General features: G+C 73.2%; 22 protein-coding genes. 9 read left to right on the top strand and 13 right to left on the bottom strand.

Annotated elements, in window-relative coordinates; all coding sequences use genetic code 11:
* Nucleotides 1-44: 44 nt before the first annotated feature.
* On the bottom strand, nucleotides 45-713 hold the full coding sequence (locus ABTY56_RS09195) for a Tat pathway signal sequence domain protein (RefSeq protein ID WP_350627789.1): 669 nt from the start codon (nucleotides 711-713) through the stop codon (nucleotides 45-47).
* Nucleotides 714-1,220: 507 nt separating this feature from the next.
* Between ABTY56_RS09195 and ABTY56_RS09200 the strand changes: the two genes are divergently transcribed.
* From ABTY56_RS09200 to ABTY56_RS09210, 3 genes are all read left to right on the top strand, one after another.
* Nucleotides 1,221-2,066 (top strand): TetR/AcrR family transcriptional regulator, encoded by an 846-nt coding sequence (locus tag ABTY56_RS09200; protein ID WP_350627791.1) that lies wholly within the window; start codon nucleotides 1,221-1,223, stop codon nucleotides 2,064-2,066.
* A gap of 138 nt (nucleotides 2,067-2,204) precedes the next feature.
* The gene (locus ABTY56_RS09205; protein WP_350627793.1) at nucleotides 2,205-2,858 is read left to right on the top strand and encodes a DUF6230 family protein; all 654 of its coding nucleotides are present in this window, start codon (nucleotides 2,205-2,207) and stop codon (nucleotides 2,856-2,858) included.
* A gap of 2 nt (nucleotides 2,859-2,860) precedes the next feature.
* Nucleotides 2,861-3,418 carry a DUF6114 domain-containing protein gene (locus ABTY56_RS09210; protein ID WP_350627795.1) on the top strand — a complete coding sequence of 186 codons (558 nt, stop codon included), beginning with the start codon at nucleotides 2,861-2,863 and terminating at the stop codon, nucleotides 3,416-3,418.
* 125 nt (nucleotides 3,419-3,543) lie between these two features.
* Here ABTY56_RS09210 and ABTY56_RS09215 read toward each other — a convergent pair whose 3' ends face one another.
* A complete protein-coding gene (locus ABTY56_RS09215; protein ID WP_350627797.1) occupies nucleotides 3,544-4,653 on the bottom strand; it encodes an NAD(P)-dependent alcohol dehydrogenase in 1,110 nt (369 codons plus the stop codon).
* 202 nt (nucleotides 4,654-4,855) lie between these two features.
* On the opposite strand from ABTY56_RS09215, the gene ABTY56_RS09220 reads away from it, so the two are divergent.
* Nucleotides 4,856-5,752, top strand: coding sequence for a helix-turn-helix domain-containing protein (locus tag ABTY56_RS09220; RefSeq protein ID WP_350627799.1), 897 nt, complete (start codon nucleotides 4,856-4,858; stop codon nucleotides 5,750-5,752).
* A 161-nt stretch (nucleotides 5,753-5,913) separates the two neighbouring features.
* The gene (locus ABTY56_RS09225; RefSeq protein WP_350627801.1) at nucleotides 5,914-7,233 is read left to right on the top strand and encodes a globin domain-containing protein; all 1,320 of its coding nucleotides are present in this window, start codon (nucleotides 5,914-5,916) and stop codon (nucleotides 7,231-7,233) included.
* A gap of 4 nt (nucleotides 7,234-7,237) precedes the next feature.
* Here the strand turns inward: ABTY56_RS09225 and ABTY56_RS09230 are convergent, their stop codons facing one another.
* Nucleotides 7,238-8,641 carry a selenium-binding protein SBP56-related protein gene (locus ABTY56_RS09230; RefSeq protein ID WP_350627803.1) on the bottom strand — a complete coding sequence of 468 codons (1,404 nt, stop codon included), beginning with the start codon at nucleotides 8,639-8,641 and terminating at the stop codon, nucleotides 7,238-7,240.
* Between the two features lie 108 nt (nucleotides 8,642-8,749).
* Here ABTY56_RS09230 and ABTY56_RS09235 point away from each other — a divergent pair, with 108 nt between their 5' ends.
* From ABTY56_RS09235 to ABTY56_RS09250, 4 genes are all read left to right on the top strand, one after another.
* On the top strand, nucleotides 8,750-11,500 hold the full coding sequence (locus ABTY56_RS09235) for a tetratricopeptide repeat protein (RefSeq protein WP_350627805.1): 2,751 nt from the start codon (nucleotides 8,750-8,752) through the stop codon (nucleotides 11,498-11,500).
* Between the two features lie 108 nt (nucleotides 11,501-11,608).
* Nucleotides 11,609-12,580, top strand: a complete 972-nt coding sequence (locus tag ABTY56_RS09240; protein ID WP_350627806.1) for an alpha/beta hydrolase — start codon at nucleotides 11,609-11,611, stop codon at nucleotides 12,578-12,580.
* Between the two features lie 125 nt (nucleotides 12,581-12,705).
* Nucleotides 12,706-13,500, top strand: coding sequence for a spermidine synthase (locus ABTY56_RS09245; RefSeq protein WP_350627928.1), 795 nt, complete (start codon nucleotides 12,706-12,708; stop codon nucleotides 13,498-13,500).
* A gap of 144 nt (nucleotides 13,501-13,644) precedes the next feature.
* The gene (locus tag ABTY56_RS09250; protein WP_350627808.1) at nucleotides 13,645-14,502 is read left to right on the top strand and encodes a class I SAM-dependent methyltransferase; all 858 of its coding nucleotides are present in this window, start codon (nucleotides 13,645-13,647) and stop codon (nucleotides 14,500-14,502) included.
* Nucleotides 14,503-14,530: 28 nt separating this feature from the next.
* Here the strand turns inward: ABTY56_RS09250 and ABTY56_RS09255 are convergent, their stop codons facing one another.
* From ABTY56_RS09255 to ABTY56_RS09300, 10 genes are all read right to left on the bottom strand, one after another.
* Nucleotides 14,531-15,325, bottom strand: a complete 795-nt coding sequence (locus tag ABTY56_RS09255; RefSeq protein WP_350627810.1) for a DsbA family protein — start codon at nucleotides 15,323-15,325, stop codon at nucleotides 14,531-14,533.
* Nucleotides 15,322-15,837, bottom strand: coding sequence for a MauE/DoxX family redox-associated membrane protein (locus ABTY56_RS09260; RefSeq protein WP_350627811.1), 516 nt, complete (start codon nucleotides 15,835-15,837; stop codon nucleotides 15,322-15,324). Before ABTY56_RS09260 ends, ABTY56_RS09255 begins: the two co-directional genes overlap by 4 nt.
* 72 nt (nucleotides 15,838-15,909) lie before the next feature.
* Entirely contained in the window at nucleotides 15,910-16,812 is a 903-nt protein-coding gene (locus tag ABTY56_RS09265) for an ABC transporter permease (RefSeq protein ID WP_350627812.1), read from the bottom strand.
* The gene (locus tag ABTY56_RS09270) at nucleotides 16,809-17,780 is read right to left on the bottom strand and encodes an ABC transporter ATP-binding protein (protein ID WP_350627814.1); all 972 of its coding nucleotides are present in this window, start codon (nucleotides 17,778-17,780) and stop codon (nucleotides 16,809-16,811) included. Before ABTY56_RS09270 ends, ABTY56_RS09265 begins: the two co-directional genes overlap by 4 nt.
* A complete protein-coding gene (locus tag ABTY56_RS09275) occupies nucleotides 17,777-18,241 on the bottom strand; it encodes a lasso peptide biosynthesis B2 protein (RefSeq protein ID WP_502893062.1) in 465 nt (154 codons plus the stop codon). Before ABTY56_RS09275 ends, ABTY56_RS09270 begins: the two co-directional genes overlap by 4 nt.
* Nucleotides 18,238-18,498: a lasso peptide biosynthesis PqqD family chaperone gene (locus tag ABTY56_RS09280; RefSeq protein WP_350627815.1), complete on the bottom strand. Its 261-nt coding sequence runs from the start codon at nucleotides 18,496-18,498 to the stop codon at nucleotides 18,238-18,240. The genes ABTY56_RS09275 and ABTY56_RS09280 overlap by 4 nt, the downstream gene beginning before the upstream one ends.
* A complete protein-coding gene (locus ABTY56_RS09285) occupies nucleotides 18,498-20,360 on the bottom strand; it encodes an asparagine synthase-related protein (RefSeq protein ID WP_350627816.1) in 1,863 nt (620 codons plus the stop codon). The genes ABTY56_RS09280 and ABTY56_RS09285 overlap by 1 nt, the downstream gene beginning before the upstream one ends.
* A gap of 128 nt (nucleotides 20,361-20,488) precedes the next feature.
* Nucleotides 20,489-20,623 (bottom strand): lasso RiPP family leader peptide-containing protein, encoded by a 135-nt coding sequence (locus ABTY56_RS09290; RefSeq protein WP_350627818.1) that lies wholly within the window; start codon nucleotides 20,621-20,623, stop codon nucleotides 20,489-20,491.
* Between the two features lie 257 nt (nucleotides 20,624-20,880).
* Nucleotides 20,881-21,642 carry an ABC transporter permease gene (locus tag ABTY56_RS09295; protein WP_350627820.1) on the bottom strand — a complete coding sequence of 254 codons (762 nt, stop codon included), beginning with the start codon at nucleotides 21,640-21,642 and terminating at the stop codon, nucleotides 20,881-20,883.
* Nucleotides 21,632-22,564: an ATP-binding cassette domain-containing protein gene (locus ABTY56_RS09300; protein WP_350627822.1), complete on the bottom strand. Its 933-nt coding sequence runs from the start codon at nucleotides 22,562-22,564 to the stop codon at nucleotides 21,632-21,634. The genes ABTY56_RS09295 and ABTY56_RS09300 overlap by 11 nt, the downstream gene beginning before the upstream one ends.
* Nucleotides 22,565-22,590 lie beyond the last annotated feature (26 nt).

Below are 22,590 nucleotides of genomic sequence, written 5' to 3' on the forward strand. Positions count from 1 at the left end.
GCCGGGGCCGTACGCCGCGGGTGCGTTCCGGTGGGCCCGCTGCGTCAGTTGACGAACAGGACCGGGCTGCCGGCGACGGAGGTGTCGGTGACCGGGCCGTAGGTGGCGCTGAACCAGCCCGTCGAGAAGCACAGGCCGGGGCCGGAGGCGAGGGTGAACGGCTGCGCGGAGAAGCCGATGGTGTTGCCGGTGTTCGAGGTGGTGCCGTTGATCCCGGTGGTGTTCTGGTAGTTGCAGCTGACGCTGCCCAGGATGGTGCTGAGCACCACGGTGGTGCCCATCGGGCCGGCCGCGCCGGGGGTGAGCTTGACCGGGTTGCCGGGGCCGTCGCTGACCGTGTTGGTGAACGGCAGGTTGGTGACGGTGATGCTCTTGACGCCCGTGACGCCGAGGACGTTGGACGTGCAGGAGCCGAAGGTCTGGGTGTTGAGCTGCTCGACGGCGCTGCCCGGGGCGGCCGGGTTGGAGGTGACCGTCGCCGAGAAGGAGGAGGCGGCGCACTTGATGCCGCTCGTCCCGGTGGCGCTGTTGTAGAAGGTGGCGAAGCTGCCCGGGGCCAGGTTGGCGCTCAGGACGTCGCCGACGGCGACGGCCGGCCCGGTCGGGCTTCCGGTGGTGAGCACGGCGGTGGCGGCCTCGGCGGGTGCCACGGCCGCGCCGGTGAGGGCGAGTGCGGCGAGGGCGGCGGTGGCGAGGGTGCGGCGGATGCGCATGAGGGTACCTCTCTCCGTCCGGGGGACGGGTGGGGGGAATCCCGGCGTGCGGGTGTGGTGGTGTGCACGACGGGGGAGGTGCATGGCGTACCGGGGGCTCCGGCGGGGCCGCGGTGCGGGCGGGCCCGGCGCCACGGGCCCGCTCGTGCGGTACGGAGGTGTGTTACGGCGGTGCACGACACAGCGGCACTGAGGAACGGCCCTGCGACGCGGCTCTGCGAAGTGGCCCTGCGAAGTGGCCCTGCGGAGCGGGGCTCTGCAGGAGGCGCTGCGCCGTGGTACTGCGCCGAGTCGGTGCGGACGTGCGGTGCTGTGGGGGTGCACGTCGGCGGCTGCCACCGCCGCGGGCCTGCGCCCGCCGTGGTCCCGTGGTCCGGGAGGTTCGCCCGGATCCTGGGAGCCCCTGGAGGTCGGCCGGTGGGGGCCTGCTCGCCCACCGGTTGGAAACCTGTCAGTGTTGTAAACCCGCTGTTGCGTCAATGTCAATACAGGACACAGGAGTTGGTGATGGATCGGAACTACCTCCGGAGTGCCGACGTGGTCCTGCTGCCCGGTGCGCGGACCGGCCGCGATCCCGCCCGGTCGATCAAGCCCGGCCCGCGCCGACAGCCCGCCGGCGTGGTCGCCGCGACCCAGCGCGAGCGGCTGCTGGACGGGCTGGTCCAGACCGTTGCCGAGCGCGGCTACCAGCACGCGACGGTGAGCGACATCTGCCGCGCGGCGGGTGTGACCAGGCCGGTCTTCTACGAGCTGTTCAGCGGCAAGGAGGACGCGTTCCTGGCGGCGCACCGGTACGGCACCGGGGTGGTGCTGCGGCGGATGGCGACGGCCTTCGCGGCCGAATCCGACTGGTGCCACGGGATCCGGCAGGCACTCGGCGCGATGCTCCAACTGCTGGCCGGGACACCGGCGTTCGCGACCATGGCGGTGATCGAGATCGAGGCGGTAGGCCCGGCCGGTCGGCGCGAGCGCGACCAACTCCTCACCAGGTTCCGGGCGTTCTTCGCCGAGGTCCCCCAACTGCCGGGCGGGGTAGGGGTGGACGAGATGGTGGACGCCGTGGTGGGTGGCGTCTACAGCGCGCTCTACCGCCGGATCGCCTCCGGTCGGACCGATCAACTCCTGCAGCTGTTGCCGGTGTTGAGCATGTTCTGCCTGGCGCCGTTCCTCGGTCCGGTGGAGGCGGCCGCGCGACTGGGTGCGGCGGAGGCGTCCGTACGGCCGGAGACGGCGGTCCGGCCCGGCCCGGCGGAGGTCCGGCCGGGTCCGGCGGAGGCGTGTGAAGGGCCCGGGGCCGGGATTGGTGAAGATCCTTCGTGCACCCGTATTGACCCGGCCAATACCGGGCAGTAGCTTCCCAGTTACCTACCGCGCTCCGTCCGCACCCGCCCCGCTGCCGAGGGGCGGGCGGTCGGGCGGGCCGCGCAACGCTGTCCGCGCCAGGGCAACGTGCCAGTGCCTGCACACCCATTCCACCCAAAGGGAGCACACATGGCCATGTCCGAGGACGCCGCCGCCGCGGCCGAGACCCCCCAGCCGGTCGGCCCGAGAAGAGGCCGGGTACGGCTCAAGCGCACCGCCCTGATGGCCGTCCCGGCCATCGCGGCCGGGGGTGTCCTGATGGCGCTCACCGCCCAGGGCGTGCTCGCCGCCCAGTTCTCCATCTCCGGCATGCCGTTCACCATCACCGCCGACAAGCTCGACGGACAGGGCTTCGCCCAGTACGGCTCGCTGGACTCGATGATCCCCGACAGCCCCAACGCCGGCTCCACCGGTGGTCAGGTACTGGTCGCGGTGTCGGCGATCAAGAGCGCGCAGATCACCAACCTGTGCCAGAGCGTCGACCTCGGCGGCATCAACCTGGTGATCCACGCGGGCGACGGCGGCACCCCCGTCTCCGCCACCAACCTCACCACCGACTCCGATCTGCTGTCCGGCGACGCGGAGTTCACCAACATCGAGATCGGCGGCGACGCCAGCACCTTCACCAAGGCCGGCCCGGTCGGCAAGGGCAACCCGGGCGTCTTCGGCCAGCAGGCCGACACCGTCCTGCTGACCAGCCTCAAGCAGCACAACTACGCGAGCACCGCCGTCGGGTTCAAACTGCCCAACCTGCGGCTGAGCTTCAGCTCCCAGGGCTGCTGAGCATGACGGAGTCCGCACCGGAGCCGACGGCCGGGACCGGAGAGGGCGCCACCGCACGGGCCGAGGAGGCGGCGGCCGAGGGGACGGCCGCCGCGCCCGGCACCGCCGCCACGGCGCCCGCCGCCGAGCCCGCCGCCCGCCCGGCCAAACGCGACTGGCGGGGCAGGCGACCGTTCTGGGGCGGGCTGCTCGTGCTGCTCGGCGGCGCCGAGATCCTGTTCACCCTGCGGGCCCCGCTGCCCGTCGTCCTGCACATCGGCATGCAGGGACTGGCCGGGTACCTGGTCCCGGCGGTGATGGTGCTGTGCGGCCTGCTGATCCTGTTCAACCCGGCCCAGCGGCTGTTCTACTCCATCCTCGCCGTGCTGGCCTCGCTGGGCAGCTGGATCACCTCCAACCTGGGCGGCTTCCTGATCGGGATGCTGCTCGGGGTGGTCGGCGCCTGCCTCACCTTCGGCTGGCTGCCCGACCAACCGCTGCGCCGGGGCCGGCAGCGGCGGCTGGACCGCCGCGAGGAGCGGCACGGCGAACGGCATGCGGCCAAGACCGCCTCGGTCTGACGCGGGGGCCCCGCGCCCTGGTGACGGGAGAGCACCGGGAGCGCGGGGCACCTTCGTGCGGGGCCTCCGGGTGGGGGCGGACCGGACGGCCCCCGGCCCCCGGCCCCCGGCCCCCGGGCCCCGGATCAGATGGTCGAGGCGTCGATCACGAAGCGGAACCGGACGTCGCCGGCCAGCACCCGCCGGTAGGCCTCGTTGATCTGCTCGGCCCGGATCAGCTCGATCTCGGCGGTGATGCCGTGCTCACCGCAGAAGTCCAGCATCTCCTGGGTCTCCGGCAGGCCGCCGATCATCGACCCGGACAGTGAGCGGCGCCCGACGAGCAGTGCGTGGGCGTTGACCGACACCGGCTTCTCCGGCGCACCGACCTGCACCATCGTGCCGCCGGTGCGCAGCAGGCCCAGGTAGGCGCTGAGGTCGAGGTCGGCGGAGACGGTGTTGACGATCAGGTCGAAGCTGCCCGCCAGTTCGCTGAAGGTCGCCGGGTCGGAGGTGGCCCGGTAGTGGTCGGCGCCGAGCTTGAGACCGTCCTCGCGCTTGCGCAGCGACTGGCTGAGCACGGTGACCTCCGCGCCCATCGCGTGGGCGAGCTGCACGCCCATGTGGCCGAGGCCGCCGAGGCCGACGATCGCGACCTTCTTGCCCGGGCCCGCGCCCCAGTGGGCGAGCGGCGAGTACAGCGTGATGCCGGCGCACAGCAGCGGCGCCGCGGCGTCCAGCGGCAGGTTGTCGGGGATGCTCAGCGCGTACGCCTCGTCCACCACCAGCTCCGCGGAGTAACCGCCGTAGGTCGGCAGGCCGTCCTTGCCCGTGCCGTTGTAGGTGAAGACGGCGCCGCCCTCCCCGGTGCAGTACTGCTGGAGACCGGCCCGGCAGTTGTCGCACTCGCGGCAGGAGTCGACGAAGCAGCCGACGCCGACCCGGTCGCCGACCTTCCAGCGGGTCACGCCGGGGCCGACCTCGGCGACCACGCCGGCGATCTCGTGGCCCGGAACCATCGGGAAGATGCCGGTGCCCCAGTCCTCGCCGACCTGGTGGATGTCGGAGTGGCAGATGCCGGAGAAGCGGATGTCGATCACGATGTCGTGCTCGCCCACGGCCCGCCGGGTGACGGTGGTCTTCGTCAGCGGGGCGTCGGGCTGCTGCGCCGCGTAGGCGGCGACGGTGCGGGTGGCGCTCGTGGTGCCGGTGGTGCTCGTGGTGCTCTCGGTGCTCTTCGTCGTCTCGTTCGTCATGCCCACCAGACTGCGGCGGCGCGGTTCGGCCAACCAGACCAGAGATCTTCGTACGCAGCCGGGACGTAGGCGGGGCGGACCTAGGCGGGCCGGACGTACGCGGGCCGGACGTACGCGGGCCGGGCCTACGTCTGCGGAAGGTACGCACGGCAGTGTCACCCTCGCCCGCCCCCGGGCGCCGGATCGCCCGCATACTGCAGACATGGACCAGCGCACCGAACTCAGCGAGTTCCTCCGATCCCGCCGCGCCCGGCTGCGGCCCGAGGACGTGGGGCTGCCGCACACCACCACGCGCCGCCGGGTGCCCGGACTGCGCCGCGAGGAGCTGGCCCAGCTCGCCGGAGTCAGCACCGCCTACTACACCCGGCTCGAACAGGGCCACGGCGAGAACGTCTCGGTCGCCGTGCTGGACGCCATCGCCCGGGTGCTGCGGCTCAGCCCCGCCGAACGCGACCACCTCGGCCGGCTCACCAAGCCCGCCCGGCGCCGCTCCGGCCGGGCCGCCGCCCGGGTGCAGCGGGTGCGGCCCGCGCTGCAGCAACTGCTGGACGCGATGGAGGGCGTGCCCGCGTACGTGCTCGGCCGACGCCTGGACGTCGTCGCCTGGAACCGGCTCGGCAGCGCCCTGCTGGGCGACTTCGCGGTGATGCCGCCGGAGCAGCGCAACATGGCCTGGCAGGTCTTCCTCGACCCGGACGCCCGCCGGTTGTACGTGGACTGGGAGGGCAAGGCCAGTGACATCGTGGGCATGCTGCGGCTGGACGCCGGGCGCGACCCGGACGACCCCCACCTCGCCTCGCTGATCGGCGAACTCTCCGTCAAGAGCGAGGACTTCCGGCGCCTGTGGGCCACCTACAACATCCAGGACAAGGGCCACGGCACCAAGCGGCTGCACCACGCGGTGGTCGGCGGCCTCAGCCTGCAGTACGAGACCCTGCGCCCGACCGGTGACGCCGACCAGGTGCTGGTCGCCTACCACGCCGAGCCGGGCTCGACCTCGGCCGAGTCGCTTCGGCTGCTGGCGAGTTGGGCGGCCACCGAGTTCCAGGCCGGGGCGGCCTCGGACGTGGCCGACTCCGCCACCGAGCCGTCCCGGTAGCGGCACCCGCTCGGCGGGGTGCGCGGCGAGGCGTTTGGTGAGGCGCGCCGCCGCGGGACGCCGGTCGCGACAGGCGCTTGGCAAGGGGTCGATGGTCCCGGGTCCGTCCGGGGCGATCGGCCCTTCTCGCATTCGGAGCCGCGCAGTTGACTGGACAGGACATGGACAACAGCAGCAGCACGCACCTTGCCAGCGGCACCGCCACCGCCACCGCCGAGTACGACCGGCTGATCGCCCGTCACCACGCGATGCGCCTGCGCCGCCGACTCCTCGCGCCGTCCGTCTCCTCCGGCGGCGACTTCGGCTACGGCGACCACGGGTACGGCGACCACGGGTACGCCGACCACGGGTACGGCGACGGCGGGCACCTCCGCGACGGCGGGAGCGGCGGGTACGACGGCGCCGCCGACCAGCACCTGATCCGGCGCGACCTCGACCTGATCGCCCCGCTCTCCGAGCTGATCGACCACCTCTACGCGGTCATGTTCCGCCGCCGCCCCTACCTGCGCCCGCTCTTCCCCGACTCGATGGAGTTCCAGCAGGCCCACCTGGAACGGATCTTCCACCACCTGATCGACCACCTCCACCAGCCCGCCGAACTCGGCCAGACACTGCGCCAACTCGGCCGTGATCACCGGAAGTTGGGTGTCCGGCCGGTCCACTACGAGGCCTTCGAGGAAGCCCTGTGCGCGGCGATCCGCCACCGCGCCGGCGAGCACCGGACGGAGGAGCTGGAAGCCGCCTGGGTCCGGATGCTCCGCTTCGCCGTCGGCGCGATGGTCGCCGGCGCCGACTCCGCGCTCACCGAACCCCCGTACTGGCACGCCGTGGTGACCGGCCACGAGCGCCGCCGCCCCGACCTCGCCGTGCTGCGGGTGCGCACCGGCGAACCGTACCCGTACCGCGCCGGACAGTACGGCACCGTCGAACACCCGGCGCTGCCGCACACCTGGCGGCAGTACTCGATGGGCTGCGCCCCGCGCACCGACAACGAGTTGGAGCTCCACGTCCGCCGCACCGGCCCCGACGGGGTCAGCGCCGCCCTGGTCGAGCACACCGCCGTCGGCGACCGGCTGCGCCTCGGCCCGCCGCGCGGCAGCCTGCTGCCCGACGGCGACGCCCGCGACCTGCTGCTGGTCGCGGGAGGCACCGGCCTCGCCCCGATGAAGGCGATCGTCGAGCAGCAGGCCGCCCACCGGCCCCCCGGCCGGAAGGTCCACCTGTTCGTCGGCGCCCGGGACCGCGCCGACCTCTACGACTGGCAGGCAATCGCCGAACTCGGCCTGCACAAACCGTGGTTGACTCTCACTCCGGTGACGGCCGGCCGCCTCGCCGACGCCGTCGCGGCGGCGGGCGACTGGCGCGACCACCTGGCCTGCGTCAGCGGCCCGGTCGGCATGGTCGACTCCGTCCGCCGCCGACTCGTGGCCGCCGGACTGCCGTTGGGCCGGGTCCGCTACGACCAGGCGCTGCAGCGTTGAGCGATCACCGGAAGCAGTACGAGTCCGAGGACGCGTCGCCGCCCGCGAGGTGGGTCTGGTGGACGCGCAGGCCCCGGAAGTCGGCGCCGTGCGGGAAGAACCGCTCGTCGACGCTCAGCCCGCCCGCCCCGGTGTCGGCGTCCAGCTTGACGATCCAGGGCTCGATGCCGTCCGGGTAGATCTGGTCGTCCCAGGCGCCGTAGAGGGAGTTGGTCAGGTACAGCCGCCGGCCGTCCCGGCTGATCTCCACCATCTGCGGCGCCCCGCTCAACGGCCGCCCCGGCTCGGCCGGGTGCGGGGTGCGGGCGACGACCCCGCCGAGGCGCACGGAGGAGGCCGGCCGGGGGTGGAACGGGTCCGAGACGTCGAACTGGAACAACTCGCCGGTGCCCCACGCCGACACGTACAGCCAGCGGTCGTCCACCGACAGGTTGATGTCGGTGACCAGCGGAGGCACCGCGCCGAACGGCTGCAGTGCGGGCGGCAGGTCCTCGGCCTTGGCGGGCTCGGCCGGGATCTCGATCACCTTGCGCGCGGTGAACGCCGGCCCGTCCCGGTACCAGAGCCAGATCGAGGACGACAGGTCCTCGACGTTCGCCACCACCCCGGCGAACCCCCACTCCGCCTGCGGATCGTGCGCCGGACGCAGCTCCAGCACCATCTGGTACTGGTCGCCGAGGTCGATCCGCTGCAGGTGCCGGCCCGAGTCCAGCTCCCAGAAGTGCAGCGCGTGCCCGTACTTGCGGCCCAGCAGCAGCTCCGGCACCACCCCGTCCTCGACCATCCACGGGGTGCCCCACTCACTGGTCACCCCCACGTTGGTGCCCAGGTGCCACCAGACGTCGTATGCGAAGTGCTGCGGCCCGCGCTCGGTCTCCCAGGCCCGCAGCACCTCGAAGGTGGTGTGGTCGAGGATCGCCACCCCACCCGGACCGTCCGCGCCCTCACCGGCACCCAGGCAGGACAGGAACACCCCGTCCGGGCCGCAGTGCAGGGTGTGCGGGCGCGAATAGCCCGCCTTGGCCGCGAGCTCCGCGGCCTCGACCGTCTTCACCAGCCGCGGGCGCACCGGGTCCGGCCGGGTGTCCATCACGTGCAGCCGGGACGAGCGGAGGCCGGGCAGGAGCAGGAAGCGCCGCTCCGGATTCTCGTGGCAGGCGTGCGCCAGCGCACTGGAGCAGGCGTTCCACCCGAAGTGGTGCAACTCGTCACCCAGAGTGGGGAGTTCGGCGAAGTTCAGGACCTTGCCGTAGGTCCCCGACGCGGGATCCGTGTCCACCGTGAGCAGTGCGTCCGGCCGCCGCCCCGCCCGGTCGAACCCGGCGACGTACGCGAGCTTCTCCGGCGGCGCCGCGATGGCCTCGGAAGCCGACCGGTAGAGCGACGGATCGCTGTGCCCCTGCTGCATGCAACCTCCCCAACTCGCCTTCCCTGTACGGGAAGCGTTCCACACCCACACCGGCGCACAGCAGGCGCACGAGGAGGGGCAGGGAGGCGCGGAGAGTACCCTGAGCCAGTGCACAACAGCATCCGCGGGGGAACCTTCCACGGCCCGGTCGTCCAGGCCGACACGGCGAACGTGACGGTCGGGGCCCGGCCGCCGACGATCGCGGGCCTGCCGCCGCTCACCGCCGCCTTCACGGGCCGCGACCAGGACCTGGCAGCCCTCCGCACCCTCCTCACCACGGACGGGTCGCCGACAGTCACCGTGACCGGCCTCGGCGGCATCGGCAAGACCACCCTGGCGATCGCGGCCGGCCACGCCCTCCTGGCCGCCGGCCACGTCACCCTCGCCGTCCTCGTCGACCTCCGCGGCTACGACGAGACCCCGGCCGAGGGCGGTCACGCCCTCGACACCCTCCTGCGGGCCCTGGGAGTCCCCGCCGAACACATCCCGCCGGACCCGGAGACCCGAGCCGCCCTCTACCGCACCCAGCTGGAACGGCACGAACACGGCGTCCTCGTCATCGCCGACAACGCCTCCGCCGCCGACCAGGTCCGCCTCCTCGCCCCGCCCTCGCCCCGCCACCGCCTCCTCGTCACCTCCCGGGAAACCCTCCCCAGCCTCGGCGCCCGCCTCCACCGGCTCGGCGTCCTCGCCCCCGGGGCGGCGATCCACCTCCTCGACACAGCCGTCCGCGCGGCCCGGCCCGACGACGACCGCATCGCAGCCGACCCGGGGAACGCCCACCGCACAGCCGAGTTGTGCGGCCACCTCCCCCTGGCCCTGCGCCTCGCCGCCGCCCAGCTCGTCCTCGACCCGCACCTGCGCCCGGTGGAACTCGCCGACGACCTGGCCGACGGCGCCGACCGCCTCGACCTCCTGCACGACGGCGACACCGGCATCCGCCTCACCCTGGACCGCTCCTACCGCCGCCTCACCCCCGAACTCGCCGACCTCTTCCGCCTCCTGGCCCTCAACCCCGGCCCCGACATCGCCACCGAGGCCGCCGCCGCCCTCATCGACCGCAAACCCCGCGAAACCCGCTCCCTCCTCGCCAGACTCGCGGGAACGGCCCTCATCGAACAGAACGCAGAAGGCGGCCGCTGGTACCTGCACGACCTCACACGGGTCTACGCGGCGGAGCGTTCGCGACGCCGTCCGGAGGACGGGAAGGCTGCTCTCCGCCGCCTGCTGGAGTACTACGCGACGCGCGTCGGCCCCGCGGATGCCCAGGTGCGGGAGCTGCCGATCTGCACGATGGCGGACCGTTTCGGCGATCGGAACGAGGCGCTCGTCTGGTTGGAGCGCGAGCGGGTCAATCTGACCGCAGCGGTTCAGAGCGCGGCCGTCTCCGGGCTTCCCCGTCTGGTGGTGCACCTGTCGTCGTCCCTGACACCCCACCTCATCCGCTGGTTCCGGACCGACGATGCCCTGACGGTCACCGCCACCGCGCTCGAGGCCGCCGCCGACCTCGGGCAGGCGGACGTGGACGCCACGGTCCGGAGCAATCGCGGTCTGGCACTCGAACACGCTCGACGGTTCGCAGAAGCAGCTGAGGCCCACCGCCACGTCGGGGCGATCTGCCGGGCCCTCGGTGACCCCCTGGGGGAGGCCGGTGCGTACGTCAACCTCGGCAACGCCCTGTGGGGACTGCGGCAGTTCGGCGACGCGAGCGAGATCCACCGGCATGCCCTCGCGATCGTCCGGGAGGAGCGTGACCGCCCGGCGGAGGCACGTTCGCTGATCAACCTGGGTGGCCTGCTGGCGGAGGTCCGCCGGTTCGACGAAGCCGTCGAGCTGTTGCGGGCGGGCCGGGAGATCCTGGCGGAGGTCGGCGACCGCAACGGTGAGGCGACGGCGTGGGCGAGCGTCGGTGTCGTCCTGGGAGAACTACGCCGTTTCGAGGAGTCGATCGACGCCCACCAGCGGGCACTCGACGCCTTCCGGGCGCTCGGCGACCGGCACAGCGAGGCGAAGGCCTCGGGGGGACTCGGTGCGGTGCTCCTGCGGGTGCAGCGGTACGAGGAGGCGGTCGAGGCCGGCCTGCGTGCCTGCGCCGTCTTCGAGGAACTCGGTGACCGGCACAGCGAGGTCCTGGCCCGTAGGACCCTCGGTGCGGCGCTGCGGCACGTCCGCAGGCCGGACGAGGCGCTGGCCTCGGAGCGTCGGGCCCTGGCGATCGACCAGGAACTCGGCGACCGCTTCGCCGAGGCCGAGTCCGCAACCAGACTCGGGAACCTGCTTCAGAGCATGAAGCGCCACGACGAGGCCGAAGCCGCCCACCGGGAGGCACTGGTGGCCTGCCGGGACGTCGGCGACCGCGAGAGCGAGGCGATCGTCCTGACCAACCTCGGCAACTGCCTGTTCGCCATGGGGCGCTTCGAGGACGCGGCGCTTTCGTACGAAGCGGGTCTCGGCATCGACCGGGAGCTGGACGACCGGCACCATGAGGCCGCGATCCTCTGCAACGCCGCTGCGGCCTACGGGAGTCTGGGGCGGTACGAGGAGGGGGTCGAAGCCCTCTACCGCTCCCGGGACCTGTTCCAGGCATGCGGGGACGCCGCGGGCGCAGCCGACGCCCAGGCCAACCTGGGGGCCGTCCTCACCTCGTTCGCGCGGTTCGCCGAGGCGGAGGTCGAGTGCCGCCAGGCCCTCTCGGCCTTCCAACGGCTCGGCAAGCGTCATGGCGAGGCCGTCGCCTGGTGCAATCTCGGCGACGCCCTCCGGGGCGCGGGTGCCGTGGCGGAAGCGGAGGAGGCCTACGCGCGGGGGCAAGCGATTCTCGCCGGGCTCGAGGCGGAAGGCACCGTCACCGAGGAGTGAACGACTCCGCCGAGCGGCCCGCGGCTACCGGCCGGTATCGTCGTGGCTCGGAACGGGTGGTCACCTGCCCTGCGGAGGCAGGCGGAGCGAAGGATCGGTGCGGCGGCGATGGAGTTTCGGGAAGACATCCTGGGTGCCCCCTACGAGGCGGCGGAGCTGGAGCTGCGCCCCGACGCCGAGGGGGAGGTGTGCGCGACGCTGGTGCGTCGGGTCGTGCCCGGGGCGGAGCGGGCCGTGCTGTACATCCACGGCTACAACGACTACTTCTTCCAGACCAACCTGGCCGACCACTACGCCGCGCTCGGGTTCTCCTTCTACGCGCTCGACCTGCGCAAGTACGGCCGCTCGCTGCGGCCGCACCAGTCGCCGAACTTCGTCCGGAGCCTCGCCGAGTACGACGAGGAGATCGACGAGGCCGTCCGCGTCATCCGGGAGGTGGACGGGCACCGGAAGCTGCTGCTGAACGGGCACTCCACCGGTGGGCTGGTGGCCGCGCTGTGGGCGGGGCGGCGGGCCGGGCGCGGCCTGGTGGACGGGCTGTTCCTCAACTCGCCGTTCCTGTCGATGCCGGCCTCGCAGGCCGTGCGGACCTTCGGCGGGCCGGCGGTGACGGCGATCGGGCGGCTGGCGCCGACCCGCGTCCTGCCGTCGACGATGAACCCGCACTACACGCACAGCCTGCACAAGGACCACAGGGGCGAGTGGGACTTCGACCTCACCCTGAAGCCCGCCGAGGGCTTCCCGCTGTTCGCGGGCTGGCTGTCGGCGATCCACCAGGGGCACCGGCGGCTGCGGCACGGGCTGGGGATCGACGTGCCGGTGCTGCTGATGGCCTCCACCAAGTCCATCGCCACCACCAAGTGGCACAACGCGCTGCACCATGCGGACGCCGTGCTGCGCGCCGACGACATCGCCGCGCAGGGCCCGATGCTGGGCCGGCACGTCACGATCGTGCGGATCGAGGGCGGCATGCACGACCTGATGCTCTCCGGGGAGAAGGCCCGCACCCAGGCCTTCGCCGAGCTGGACCAGTGGCTGGCCGGCTACCTGGACGTGCGGCCGGTCGGGGAGCACGCGTGACCTTCGAGTACGGCGAGCACGGCGAGCACGACGGGCGCGCCGAGCACGAGGATCAGGACGTGCCGGACGAGCACGACGAGCCGGTGCCGGTCGGTCGGCGGACCGACCTCGGGTTCGCCAAGCTCATGCCGGACATCGACCGCGACGGCGGCTGGCTGCTGACGCTGGACGGCACCCCGCAGTCCTACGTCGACCTCGCCGACCCGACGCACCTGGAGTTCGAGTACACCCGGCGCCTCGGCCACCTCGTCGACGCGCTGGCCCCCGCCGGCCGGCCGCTGGCCGCGCTGCACCTCGGCGGCGGCGCGCTCACCCTGCCCCGCTACCTGGCCGCCACCCGGCCGGGGTCGCGGCAGCGCGTGGTGGAGGTGGACGGGCCGCTGCTGGAGCTCGTCGCCGAGCACCTGCCCTGGCAGGGCCCCGGTGCGGACATCACCGCGAGCGTCGGCGACGCCCGCGCGGCCCTCACCGACGTCCCGGCGGGCTCGCAGGACCTGGTGATCGCCGACGTCTTCCACGGCTCACGCACCCCCGCGCACCTCACTTCGGTGGAGTTCCTGCGCCTTGCCGCGGCCGCGCTGCGCCACGGCGGCTGCTACGCGGCGAACCTGGCGGACGGCCCGCCGCTGGCCTTCGCGAAGGCGCAGGCGGCGACGGTGCGGGCGGTGTTCCCGTACGTGTGCCTGGTCGCGGAGGCGTCGGTGCTGCGCGGGCGGCGGTACGGCAACGTGCTGCTGGCCGGTTCGACGGCGCCGCTGCCGGTGGCGGAGCTGGCCCGGCTGTTCGCGGGCGACATCTTCCCGGCCCGGCTGGTGGAGGGGGACGACCTGGCAGCCCTGGTGGGCCGAACCGCGCCGGTGACGGACGCCGACGCCACCGACTCCCCGCCCCCGCCGGACGGCGCCTTCAGCGTGGGCTGAGCCGCGCGTCGGGCCGGGCACGCGCGCCCGGCCGGTGTCAGAATCGGCGGGTTCATGCCTGCCCGAGCGCGGAGCCCGCGGAGCCCACGCGGCACACGCGGAGCCCACGCTAAGCACGCGCGGAGCACGTCGAAGGAGCGAGCGATGACTGTCGGCGCGGACCGGCCCGAGCCGGTGAAGCGGCCCGAGTTGGAGGCGGTGCCGGAGACGGCGCTGTGGACGTTGTGGCACCGGGCGCTGGAGGCACGCCGGCCGGACACCGTGCTCCAGGACCCGAAGGCCGTCGAACTGGTCGACCGGATCGACTACCCCTTCGCGGAGCGGTTCGGCACCAGCGGCACCCAGGCCCAGCTCCAGGCCCTGCGCGCGGCCTGCTTCGACCGCGAGGTGGCCGACTTCCTCGCGCGGGAGCCGCGCGGCACCGTGGTCTGCCTCGGGGAGGGCCTGGAGACCCAGTACTGGCGGGTCGACAACGGGCGGGCCCGCTGGCTGAGCGTGGACCTGCCCGACCTGGTGGCACTGCGGGAGGCACTGTTGCCGCCCGGCGAGCGCCAGCGCTACCTGGCCGCCGACGCCACCGAACTGGGGTGGGCCGACGAGGTCGACCGCAGCCGCGAGGTGCTGATCAGCGCACAAGGCCTGTTGATGTACCTCCCGCCGGCCCGGGTCAGATCCCTGATCGCCGACTGCGCCGAACGGTTCCCGGGCGGCTCGCTCGTGCTGGACGCCGTGCCGCGCTGGTTCAGCCGGCTCACCCTGAACGGGAAGATGCATGCCCACGGCTACCGGCCGCCGCCGATGCCGTGGGCGATGGACGCGGGTGAGCGGGAGAAGCTCCGCACCGCCAGTCCGGCCGTGTCGGCGGTACGGGACGTCCGCCCGACCGGTGGCCGCGGGCTCGTCGGCGCCTTGCTGCCCCTCGCCCTGGCCACCCCGGCCCTGGCCGCCCGCCGTCCCTCCGTCACCGTCCTGGACTTCGCCGAGCGGCCCCGGCCGTCGTAGCCGGGCGAGCGGTGTGGCTTTCGGCTGCTCAGGAAGCGAGGAGTCGGTCGAGCCAGTCGGAGGTGGTGAGGTCGACGAGGTGCGTGCCGTCGGCGACGGCGGTGGGGGTGCCGAAGCGGGAGTTGCGGGCGCCGGGCTGTTGCAGGGCGGGGTCGGCGGAGACACGCGTGAGTTCCTGGCGGAGTCGGGCGTCGTAGGCGCCGGTGGTGACGCAGGAGTCGAACGTCTGGTTGGTGATGCCGAGGCGGTGGCCGAGGTCGGTCAACTGGGAGCGGTCGTAGCCCCGGCGGCCTTCCTTGGGCTGGTCGGCGAAGAGACTGGCGTGGAATGGGAGGAACGTGCCCGCGTCGGCGGCGCAGAGGGCCGCGTTGGCGGCGTCCAGGGAGTACCCGGCCGGGTTGGAGAAGTCCACGAGGAGCGGAACCATGTGGTACCGGACCTGGAGTCTGCCGGATTCGGTGGCCTGCTCGATGGCGGTGCCGAGGGCCTTGTGCAGGCGGCCGCACTGCGGGCAGAGGAAGTCCGCGTAGAGGTCGAGGGTGTGGGGTGCGTTGCCGCCGGAGAGGACGGTCGTACCGTCGCGGGTGCCGTAGTAGTCGGCGCGGATGTGCGGGGTTCCCTGGGCGGGGATGACGTGTTCGGCCGCCGAGCGGTCGCCGGCCCGGGTGGCCAGGGCGATGCCGCCGGCCAGGGCGGCTGCCACGATGACGGCGACCAGTGCGCGGATGCCGCGCCTGCGACGGCCGTCGCGCTGCCGGCGTTCGATGGTGGCGAGGGCTTGGGAGCTCAGCCGGGCCCGGGGGGCCTTGGCGGTCCTGGTCATGCGGGGACCTCCGTCCGTTCGGTGCCGGTGGTGGGGATCGCCAGCAGGGTGCGTGGCCTGAGCGTGAGCCAGAGCGCGAGGGCGAGGAAGCCGACGTCCCGCGCGATCTCCTGGGGGTAGCGGGTCCGGCCGGCGTCGATCTCGCCGCCGCCGCCGAAGCAGCCGCAGTCGATACTGAGGCCGCGTGCCCAGGACTGGGCGATGGCGGCGATCAGTGCGAGCAGCAGCAGGCCGGAGCAGAGGGCCGCCACCCGGGTGCCGAGCCCGAGGAGCAGGAACAGGCCGAGGAGCAGTTCCAGCAGTGGCAGGCCGATCGCGACCGGCCGGATACACGCGTTCGGCAGCACCTGGTAGGCCCGTACGGCGAGGTAACCGGCTCCGGGGTCGGCCAGTTTCGAGGTTCCGGCGACGAACCACACCGCGGCGAGTCCGAGCCGTGCCAGGGTGCCGGCCAGGTCGGCGTACCGTGCGGCTCGGCCGCCCCGGCCGGGGCCGGCCGGGGCGGCGGGCACGCCGTGGGGTTCCGGCCCGGCTGTCCGCGTCCCGTCGGCGCGCGTGTCTCGGCTGGGTGTCCGCACAACGGCTCACTCCCCCCGGGAGAAGCGGCGGGCCGCGATGGTCAGCGCGCTGGTCGCCAGGAGCGCGACGAAGCCGAGTTCGACGATGACCGGCGGGGTCCAGCCGAAGATCGCGGGCCCGTCCGCGTAGCCGCCCATGTGCACGTCCCCGGGCAGTGTGCGGCGAATGGCGTCGATCGCGTAGGTCAGCGGGTTGATCAGGACGGCGATGCCGAGCCAGCCGGGAAGGCCGCCGACCGGGAACATCGCGCCGGAGAAGAACATCAGCGGCATCAGGCAGAGGCTCACCACTACCTGGAACACCTCGATCCGGCGGATGCAGACCGCGGCCAGCATCCCGATGGAGGTGAACGTCAGCGCCACCAGGGCGACTTCGAGCAGGGCCACGAGGAGCAGCGGGTGGTACGGGATGCCGACCAGGCCGGCGATCAGCAGCACCATGCCGCCGTAGAGCGCGCCGGAGGTGGCGCCGCCCAGGCCGAGGCCGAGCAGCAGGCTCTCGCGCCGGACCGGGGCGACCAGGGCCTGCCGCAGGAAGCCGGCCTGGCGGTCCCAGACGACGGAGATGCCGACCGCGATGGCCGGTGCCTGGGTGGCCATCACCAGGGTGCCGGGGAACAGGAAGGCACGGTACTCGTCGAACCCGGCGTCCGATCCGCTCCGGGCGGCCTGCAGGCCGGTGCCCAGGACCAGCAGGAACATCAGGGGGGTGACGAGGGCCATGCCGATTTGCACCCGGTTGCGGCCGAAGCGCACCACTTCGCGGTGCCAGAGCATCCTGACCGCGCGGGCGTTGCGGCGGAGCGGGGCGGCCATCACCACGGTGGGCGTGGGCGTGGGCGTGGGCGTGGGGCCGGTGCCCGGGGCCGTGCGCGGGCCCGCGGCGACGGGTGTCGAGATCTCGTTCATACGTCCCTCCGGCCGATGTCGCCCATGGTGGCCCGGCCGCTGTCGGTGTCGCGGATGCTGCGGCCGGTGTAGTGCAGGAACACGTCGTCGAGCGAGGGCGGTTTGACGCTGACGGAATGCACGGGGACCTCGATCTCGGTGCAGAACCGGGGGACGAAGGAGGCACCGTCGGCGACCCTGACCAGGACGCCGTCCGGGCCGGCCTCGGCGGTGAGGCCGAAGCGCTCGCGGACGGCGGTCGCCGCCGCCGCGTCGTCACCAGTGCGCAACAGGACGGTGTCGTCGCTGACGACGGCCTTGAGTTCGGCCGGGGTGCCCTGGGCGACGATCCTGCCGTGGTCGATGATCGCGATCCGGTCGCAGTACTCGGCCTCCTCCAGGTGGTGGGTGGTCAGGAAGACGCTGGTGTTCCACTCCCGGCGGATGCGGCGCAGGTGCTCCCAGACGGCGACCCGGGTCTGCGGGTCGAGGCCGGTGGTGGGTTCGTCGAGGAACAGCACCTGGGGGGTGTTGAGCAGGCCCCGGGCGATTTCCAGCCGGCGGCGCATCCCGCCGGAGAAGTCGCGGACGGCGGTGCCCTTGCGGTCGGTGAGGTCGACCAGATCGAGGAGGGCGGCGATGACGGGCTTGCTCTGGCGTGGTGAGGCGCCGAACAGTTCGGCGTAGAAGCGGAGGTTCTCCTCGGCCGAGAGGTCGAGGTCCAGGGTGGACTCCTGGAAGACGAGTCCGATCCGGTTGCGGACCTCCTCGGGCTGTTCGGCGACGTCGTAGCCGGCTACGGTGGCGCGGCCGGCGCTGGGCCGGAGCATGGTGCAGAGCATGCCGATGGTGGTGGACTTCCCGGCGCCGTTCGGGCCGAGGAAGCCGAAGATGGTGCCGGCCTCGACGGTGAGATCGAGACCGGAGACGGCCGGGGTCCCGCCATAGAGCTTCACCAGGTCGTCGGTGTGGACGGCGGGCGCGGTCACGCGTTCCTCCTCGGGGGGTGCGGGGCCGCAGCCGGCTGCGGTACGGAACGGGGGTGGCGGACGGCGATCACCGTGCGGAAGCGCGACATGTCGGCGGGTTCGCCGACCGGGCGGCCGTCGACCTCGACCCAGGCGTGCGCGCCGAACGGCTCCGTGCGGAATCCGCTGCACCAGTCGGGCCAGGCGCCCTGGAGGCGGCACATCACAGCGGCGGCGACCGATCGCTGGAGGCAGCCGAGGCCGGCGCAGCGGACGCTGACCGTGACCGCCGCCTGACGGGCGTAGGCGGCCTGCCGTTCGGTGGCCGGGCGGCTGCCGCGGCTCAGCACGGCGAGCACCCGGCGGAGCCGGCCGGGCGGCAGCATGACGAGCAGCCGGGCGATGCCGACCGAGACCCTGGCCAGGGCGCCGGTCCACAGGCCGAGCGGGACCCGGTGCTCGGAGACGACGGGGATGCTCACGAGACCACCACCAGTCCGGCCTGACTGAGTGCGTTCAGCAGGGCGGCGATGTCGGCGGCGGCCTGGTCGCTGCCGACCGCACTGCCGCGGGTCAGTTCCTCGGCGGTGTCCTGCGTGGACGTGCCGGCCAGCAGGAGCTTCAGGGCGGTGGCGCCGGAGCCGTTCAGCTGCCAGTAGCGGCCGCCGCGTTCGTCGAGCAGGACCAGGCCGGACTCGGTCTCGGTGGCCAGCACGTGGCGGGGCAGGGCGATCGTCATCAGTGTTCCTCGTGGAGGTGGGGGGTGGCCAGGGCGGGCGCGGTGGCGGTCCGCAGCCAGTTCTCGCAGGCCACCGTGGACTGGAAGGGCGTCAGGTGCCGGCTCTCCGGCGAGGGGCTGATCAGTGCCGTGCGGAGGACCGCCGGGTTCACGAGGCCGAGCTCCGCCAGGCGCAGCCGCTCGCACATCGCCAGGAAGGCGGCCCGGTTGCGGCGCAGGCCCTCGAACAGCTCGGCGCTGAACTCGCCCTTGTCGGACCGGTCGAGGATGTCGTCGGGGACGCTGCCGCGCATCGCGTCGACCAGGAGCGGCTTGTACCGGCCGGGGCGGACGCGGTCCGCGACCCGGGCGGAGAGGGACGCCTCCAGGACCCGGTCGTCGAGCATGGGGGCGTCCCACTCGACGCCGAAGGCAGCGCAGGCGTGGCGGGTCTGCCGGATCAGCGCGCCCTCGTACAGACAGAACTCGAGCACCTGGTGGCGGACCCGGTCCGGGTCGAGGGGGGCGACGGCGCTCGCGGCGGCGTCGAAGAGGGCGCCGCGGACCAGCTGGACCGCGCGGTCGGTGGCCCACGGGGGCATCCGGGCGCCGCCCGTCCAGCCGAGGCTGAGGGCCGGCTGCCGCGGCGTCGGCGCGGTCAGCTCGCGGGCGGCGAGGGCGATGTAGCGGGCGAAGGGCGTCCGGTCGGCGAGGCCGCGCACGGTGTCCGCCAGGCGCCAGCGGTTGAGCAGGCGGTAGCGGTGGACCACCGGGATGCCCTGCAGGGGACGACTGCGCATCAGCGACCAGAGGTAGGCGGGCATCGCGCCGAACAGTTCGTCACCGCCGACGCCCATCAGGTGCATACGTGATCCCTCGGCGGCGACCACGCCGGTCAGGTCGACCAGGTGGGCGGAGCCGGCGCCCCACAGCGGCGGGCCTTCGCCCGTGTCGAGCCGACCGGCACCGGGGCCGCCGGCACCGGGCCCGTCGTCGGCCGGGGCGGCGTCGAACCAGTTGGCCGGGCGCTCCGCGGGAAGGATCCGGTGGGCCGCGCCGGACATCTCCTCGGCGGCGCGCCGGGCCCAGCGGGAGTCCTCGTTGGCCGGATCCCACGGCGTGACGTGGTACGTGTTCAGCTCGGCGCCGACCTGGTGGGCGAGGAAGCAGAGCGCGGTGGAGTCGAGGCCGCCGGAGAGGTCGGCGCTGACGGTGCCGTGGCCGACCGCGCGGACCTCGACGGCTTCGGTGAGGGCCTCTCGCACCGCGAGCGCCGCTTCCCCGGCCGTCCGGTCGGCGGCCGGCGGCTGCCACCAACGCACTTGGCGGGCCCGGCCGTCGGTGGTGAGGTCGAGCCAGTGCCCGGAGGCGAGCGCGTCGACGCCGGTCCACACGCAGCGCTGGGAGAGCGGCCAGGGGGCGAGCGGAGACAGCAGCCGCAGTGCCAGGGAGACCTCGTCGACCTCGGCGCCCGCGAGCGCGGCGAGTGGAGCGGGACTGTCGGAGGCGAAGGTCAGCCCGCCGACGTCGGCATGGAAGACCTGGCGGGAACCGGACACGGAACCCTGGGCGCGGACCCGGCCGTCGAACGAGGCGATCAGGTGGACGCCGCCGGGAATGCGGCCCGCCAGCCGGTCCAGTTCTTGCGGGGAACGGGCGCGGTCGAGGAGGCGTTCGGCCTGTCCGGTGTCGAACACGGTCCTTCCGAACACGGCGAGTCGGCGCGGGCCGGCGGTGGTCAGGGTGAGGTCCGCCTCGTTCCAGTGGCCGACCAGCCAGGGACGGCCCGAGGGGTGGTCCACCCTCATGGCCCCGAACCCGCGGCGGTGTTCGGCGAGCAGCTCCCCGGCTCCCGGACAGTCCGGGAGGATGATGATTTCCACTTTCCCGCCCCTCTTCGTGGTCCCAGCGTGCAGGGAGGCCGACGGCAGCGGGATGGTCCGCCACCGTCGGCCTCCTGCTTCGGCCGGATCGTGTGCTACTGACTACCGGCTGGTGCTAGAACGGAGCGTCAGCCGACGCAGACCGGCGCGCTGCCGCAGCCGAGGAAGTCACGGCAGCTGCCCCACGGGGTGCACAGCGTGAGCTCGGTGAAGTCGCCGATCTCGACCAGGGCCGGGGTCTCGTACACGGTGGTGTTCTCCATGGTGTCCCTCCAAGGGGATAGCGGTTGACGCGGCAGCCAACTCGTCTGCCCCGTCCGTCCGTTCGGACATGAAGAACGTATGCGGGCGGGAGTCCCGATTGCGTGGGGCATCCGTCCTGTTCCGGTCCCGCCGAACCGCCCGGCTCCGCTCGGGCCGGATGCCCTGGCAGGCCGGGTGTCCCGTCGGGACCGGGTGTCCCGTCAAGTCGGGTGCCTCTGCCGTAACCGGACGTCCATCGGGCCGGCCCGCCCGGGGGTCAGCTGTCCCGGCTGCGCAGCGTGAGGTAGCCGGCCAGCAGGGCCGCCGCCGCCCAGGCGGCGAGGACCAGCAGGCCCGTGCCTGGGCCGAGGCTCGGATCGGCCTTCATGACCTCGGCACCGGCGTGGTCGGGCAGGTAGCGGGCGGCGCTACGCAGGGCCGGGACGGCGTTGGCCACCGGCGAGAGCACGAAGACGAAGGCGAACAGCAGCGAGAGCGCGAGCGCCGTACTGCGCAGCATCGTTGCGACGCCCAGCGAGAACAGGCACATCAGGGTCAGGTAGAGGCAGGCCCCGAGGACGGCGCGGAGCGCTCCGGGGTGGCCGAGCCCGACGCCGTGCGGGCCCAGCGCCCGCTGGGAGGCGAGGAAGGCGAGGAACGCGGTCGGTACGGCCACGAGCAGGGCCACCGTGGCGGCGGCGGTGATCTTTGCCAGGTAGAGGAGGCCGCGGCTGGGCACCGCGGCGAGTGAGGTGCGGATCATGCCGCTGCCGTACTCGGTGCAGACCATGAGTGCCGCGAAGGCGATCAGCGCCAGCTGGCCGAACTGGACGCCGACGAACCCGGCGTCCACCGGATTGAAGTCGGGGCGCAGCAGGCTGCTGTTCCGGTCGATCGCCGAGCGCGCCGAAGCGCCGTTCAGCACGCCGATCCCGACGCTGACGACCAGGGCGATGAGGAGCGGGACGAGCGACGAGCGGACCGTCCCGATCTTGGTGAGTTCGGCCCGGACCACGGCTGCGGGTGCGTTAGAGGACATGCCGGCTCCCTCCCGTGAAGGCCTCGGCGCGGTACTGGGCGGCGTCACCGGTGAGGCGGAGGAACGCGTCCTCCAGGGAGGCCGTGCGGGTGGCCAGCTCTCCGAGGACGAGCCCCGCCCCGGCCGCGATCCGGCCCACCTCCTCCGTCCCGGCGTCGTCGACGACGACGGCGCCGCGCTCCTCCTGGCGCGCCGTCAGTCCTGCGCGCGTCAGGACGCCCAGCAGCCGCTCCGGCTCCGAGGTGCGGACGAGTGCCTGGGGACGGCAGTTGTCGGCGATGAATTCGTCCATGCCGGTGTCGGCGAGCAGCTTGCCGCGCCCGATCACCACCAGGTGCTCGGCGGTGATCGCCATCTCGCTCATCAGGTGGCTGGAGACCAGGACCGTCCGGCCGTCGGCCGCCAGGTCCTGCAACAGCGTGCGGATCCAGCGCACGCCCTCCGGGTCGAGGCCGTTGACCGGTTCGTCCAGCAGCAGCACCTGCGGGTCGCCGAGCAGTGCGGCGGCGATGCCGAGCCGCTGGCCCATGCCGAGGGAGAAGCCGCCGGCCCGCCGGGAGGCGACGGACTCCAGGCCCACCATGGCGAGCACCTCGCGGACCCGGGCGCGGCCGATCCGGTTGGTCTGGGCGAGCCACAGCAGGTGGTGGTACGCGGAGCGGCTGTTCTGCACCGCCTTGGCCTCCAGCAGCGCGCCGACGTGGCGCAGGGGTTCGCGCAGTTCGTGGTAGGCCTTGCCGTCGTAGCGGACGTCACCCGCGTCGGGTCGGTCCAGGCCGAGCATCATGCGCATGGTGGTGGACTTGCCGGCCCCGTTCGGGCCGAGGAAGCCCGTCACCCGGCCGGGCCGGACCGTGAAGGTGAGGCCGTCGATCGCGACGGTGTCGCGATAGCGCTTCGTCAGTTGCCTTAGTTCGATCACGACATCAGGGTGTCGTGGAGCGGCGC

Origin of the sequence: Kitasatospora sp. NPDC097691 (assembly GCF_040302665.1) — a bacterium.
Taxonomy (GTDB): domain Bacteria; phylum Actinomycetota; class Actinomycetes; order Streptomycetales; family Streptomycetaceae; genus Kitasatospora.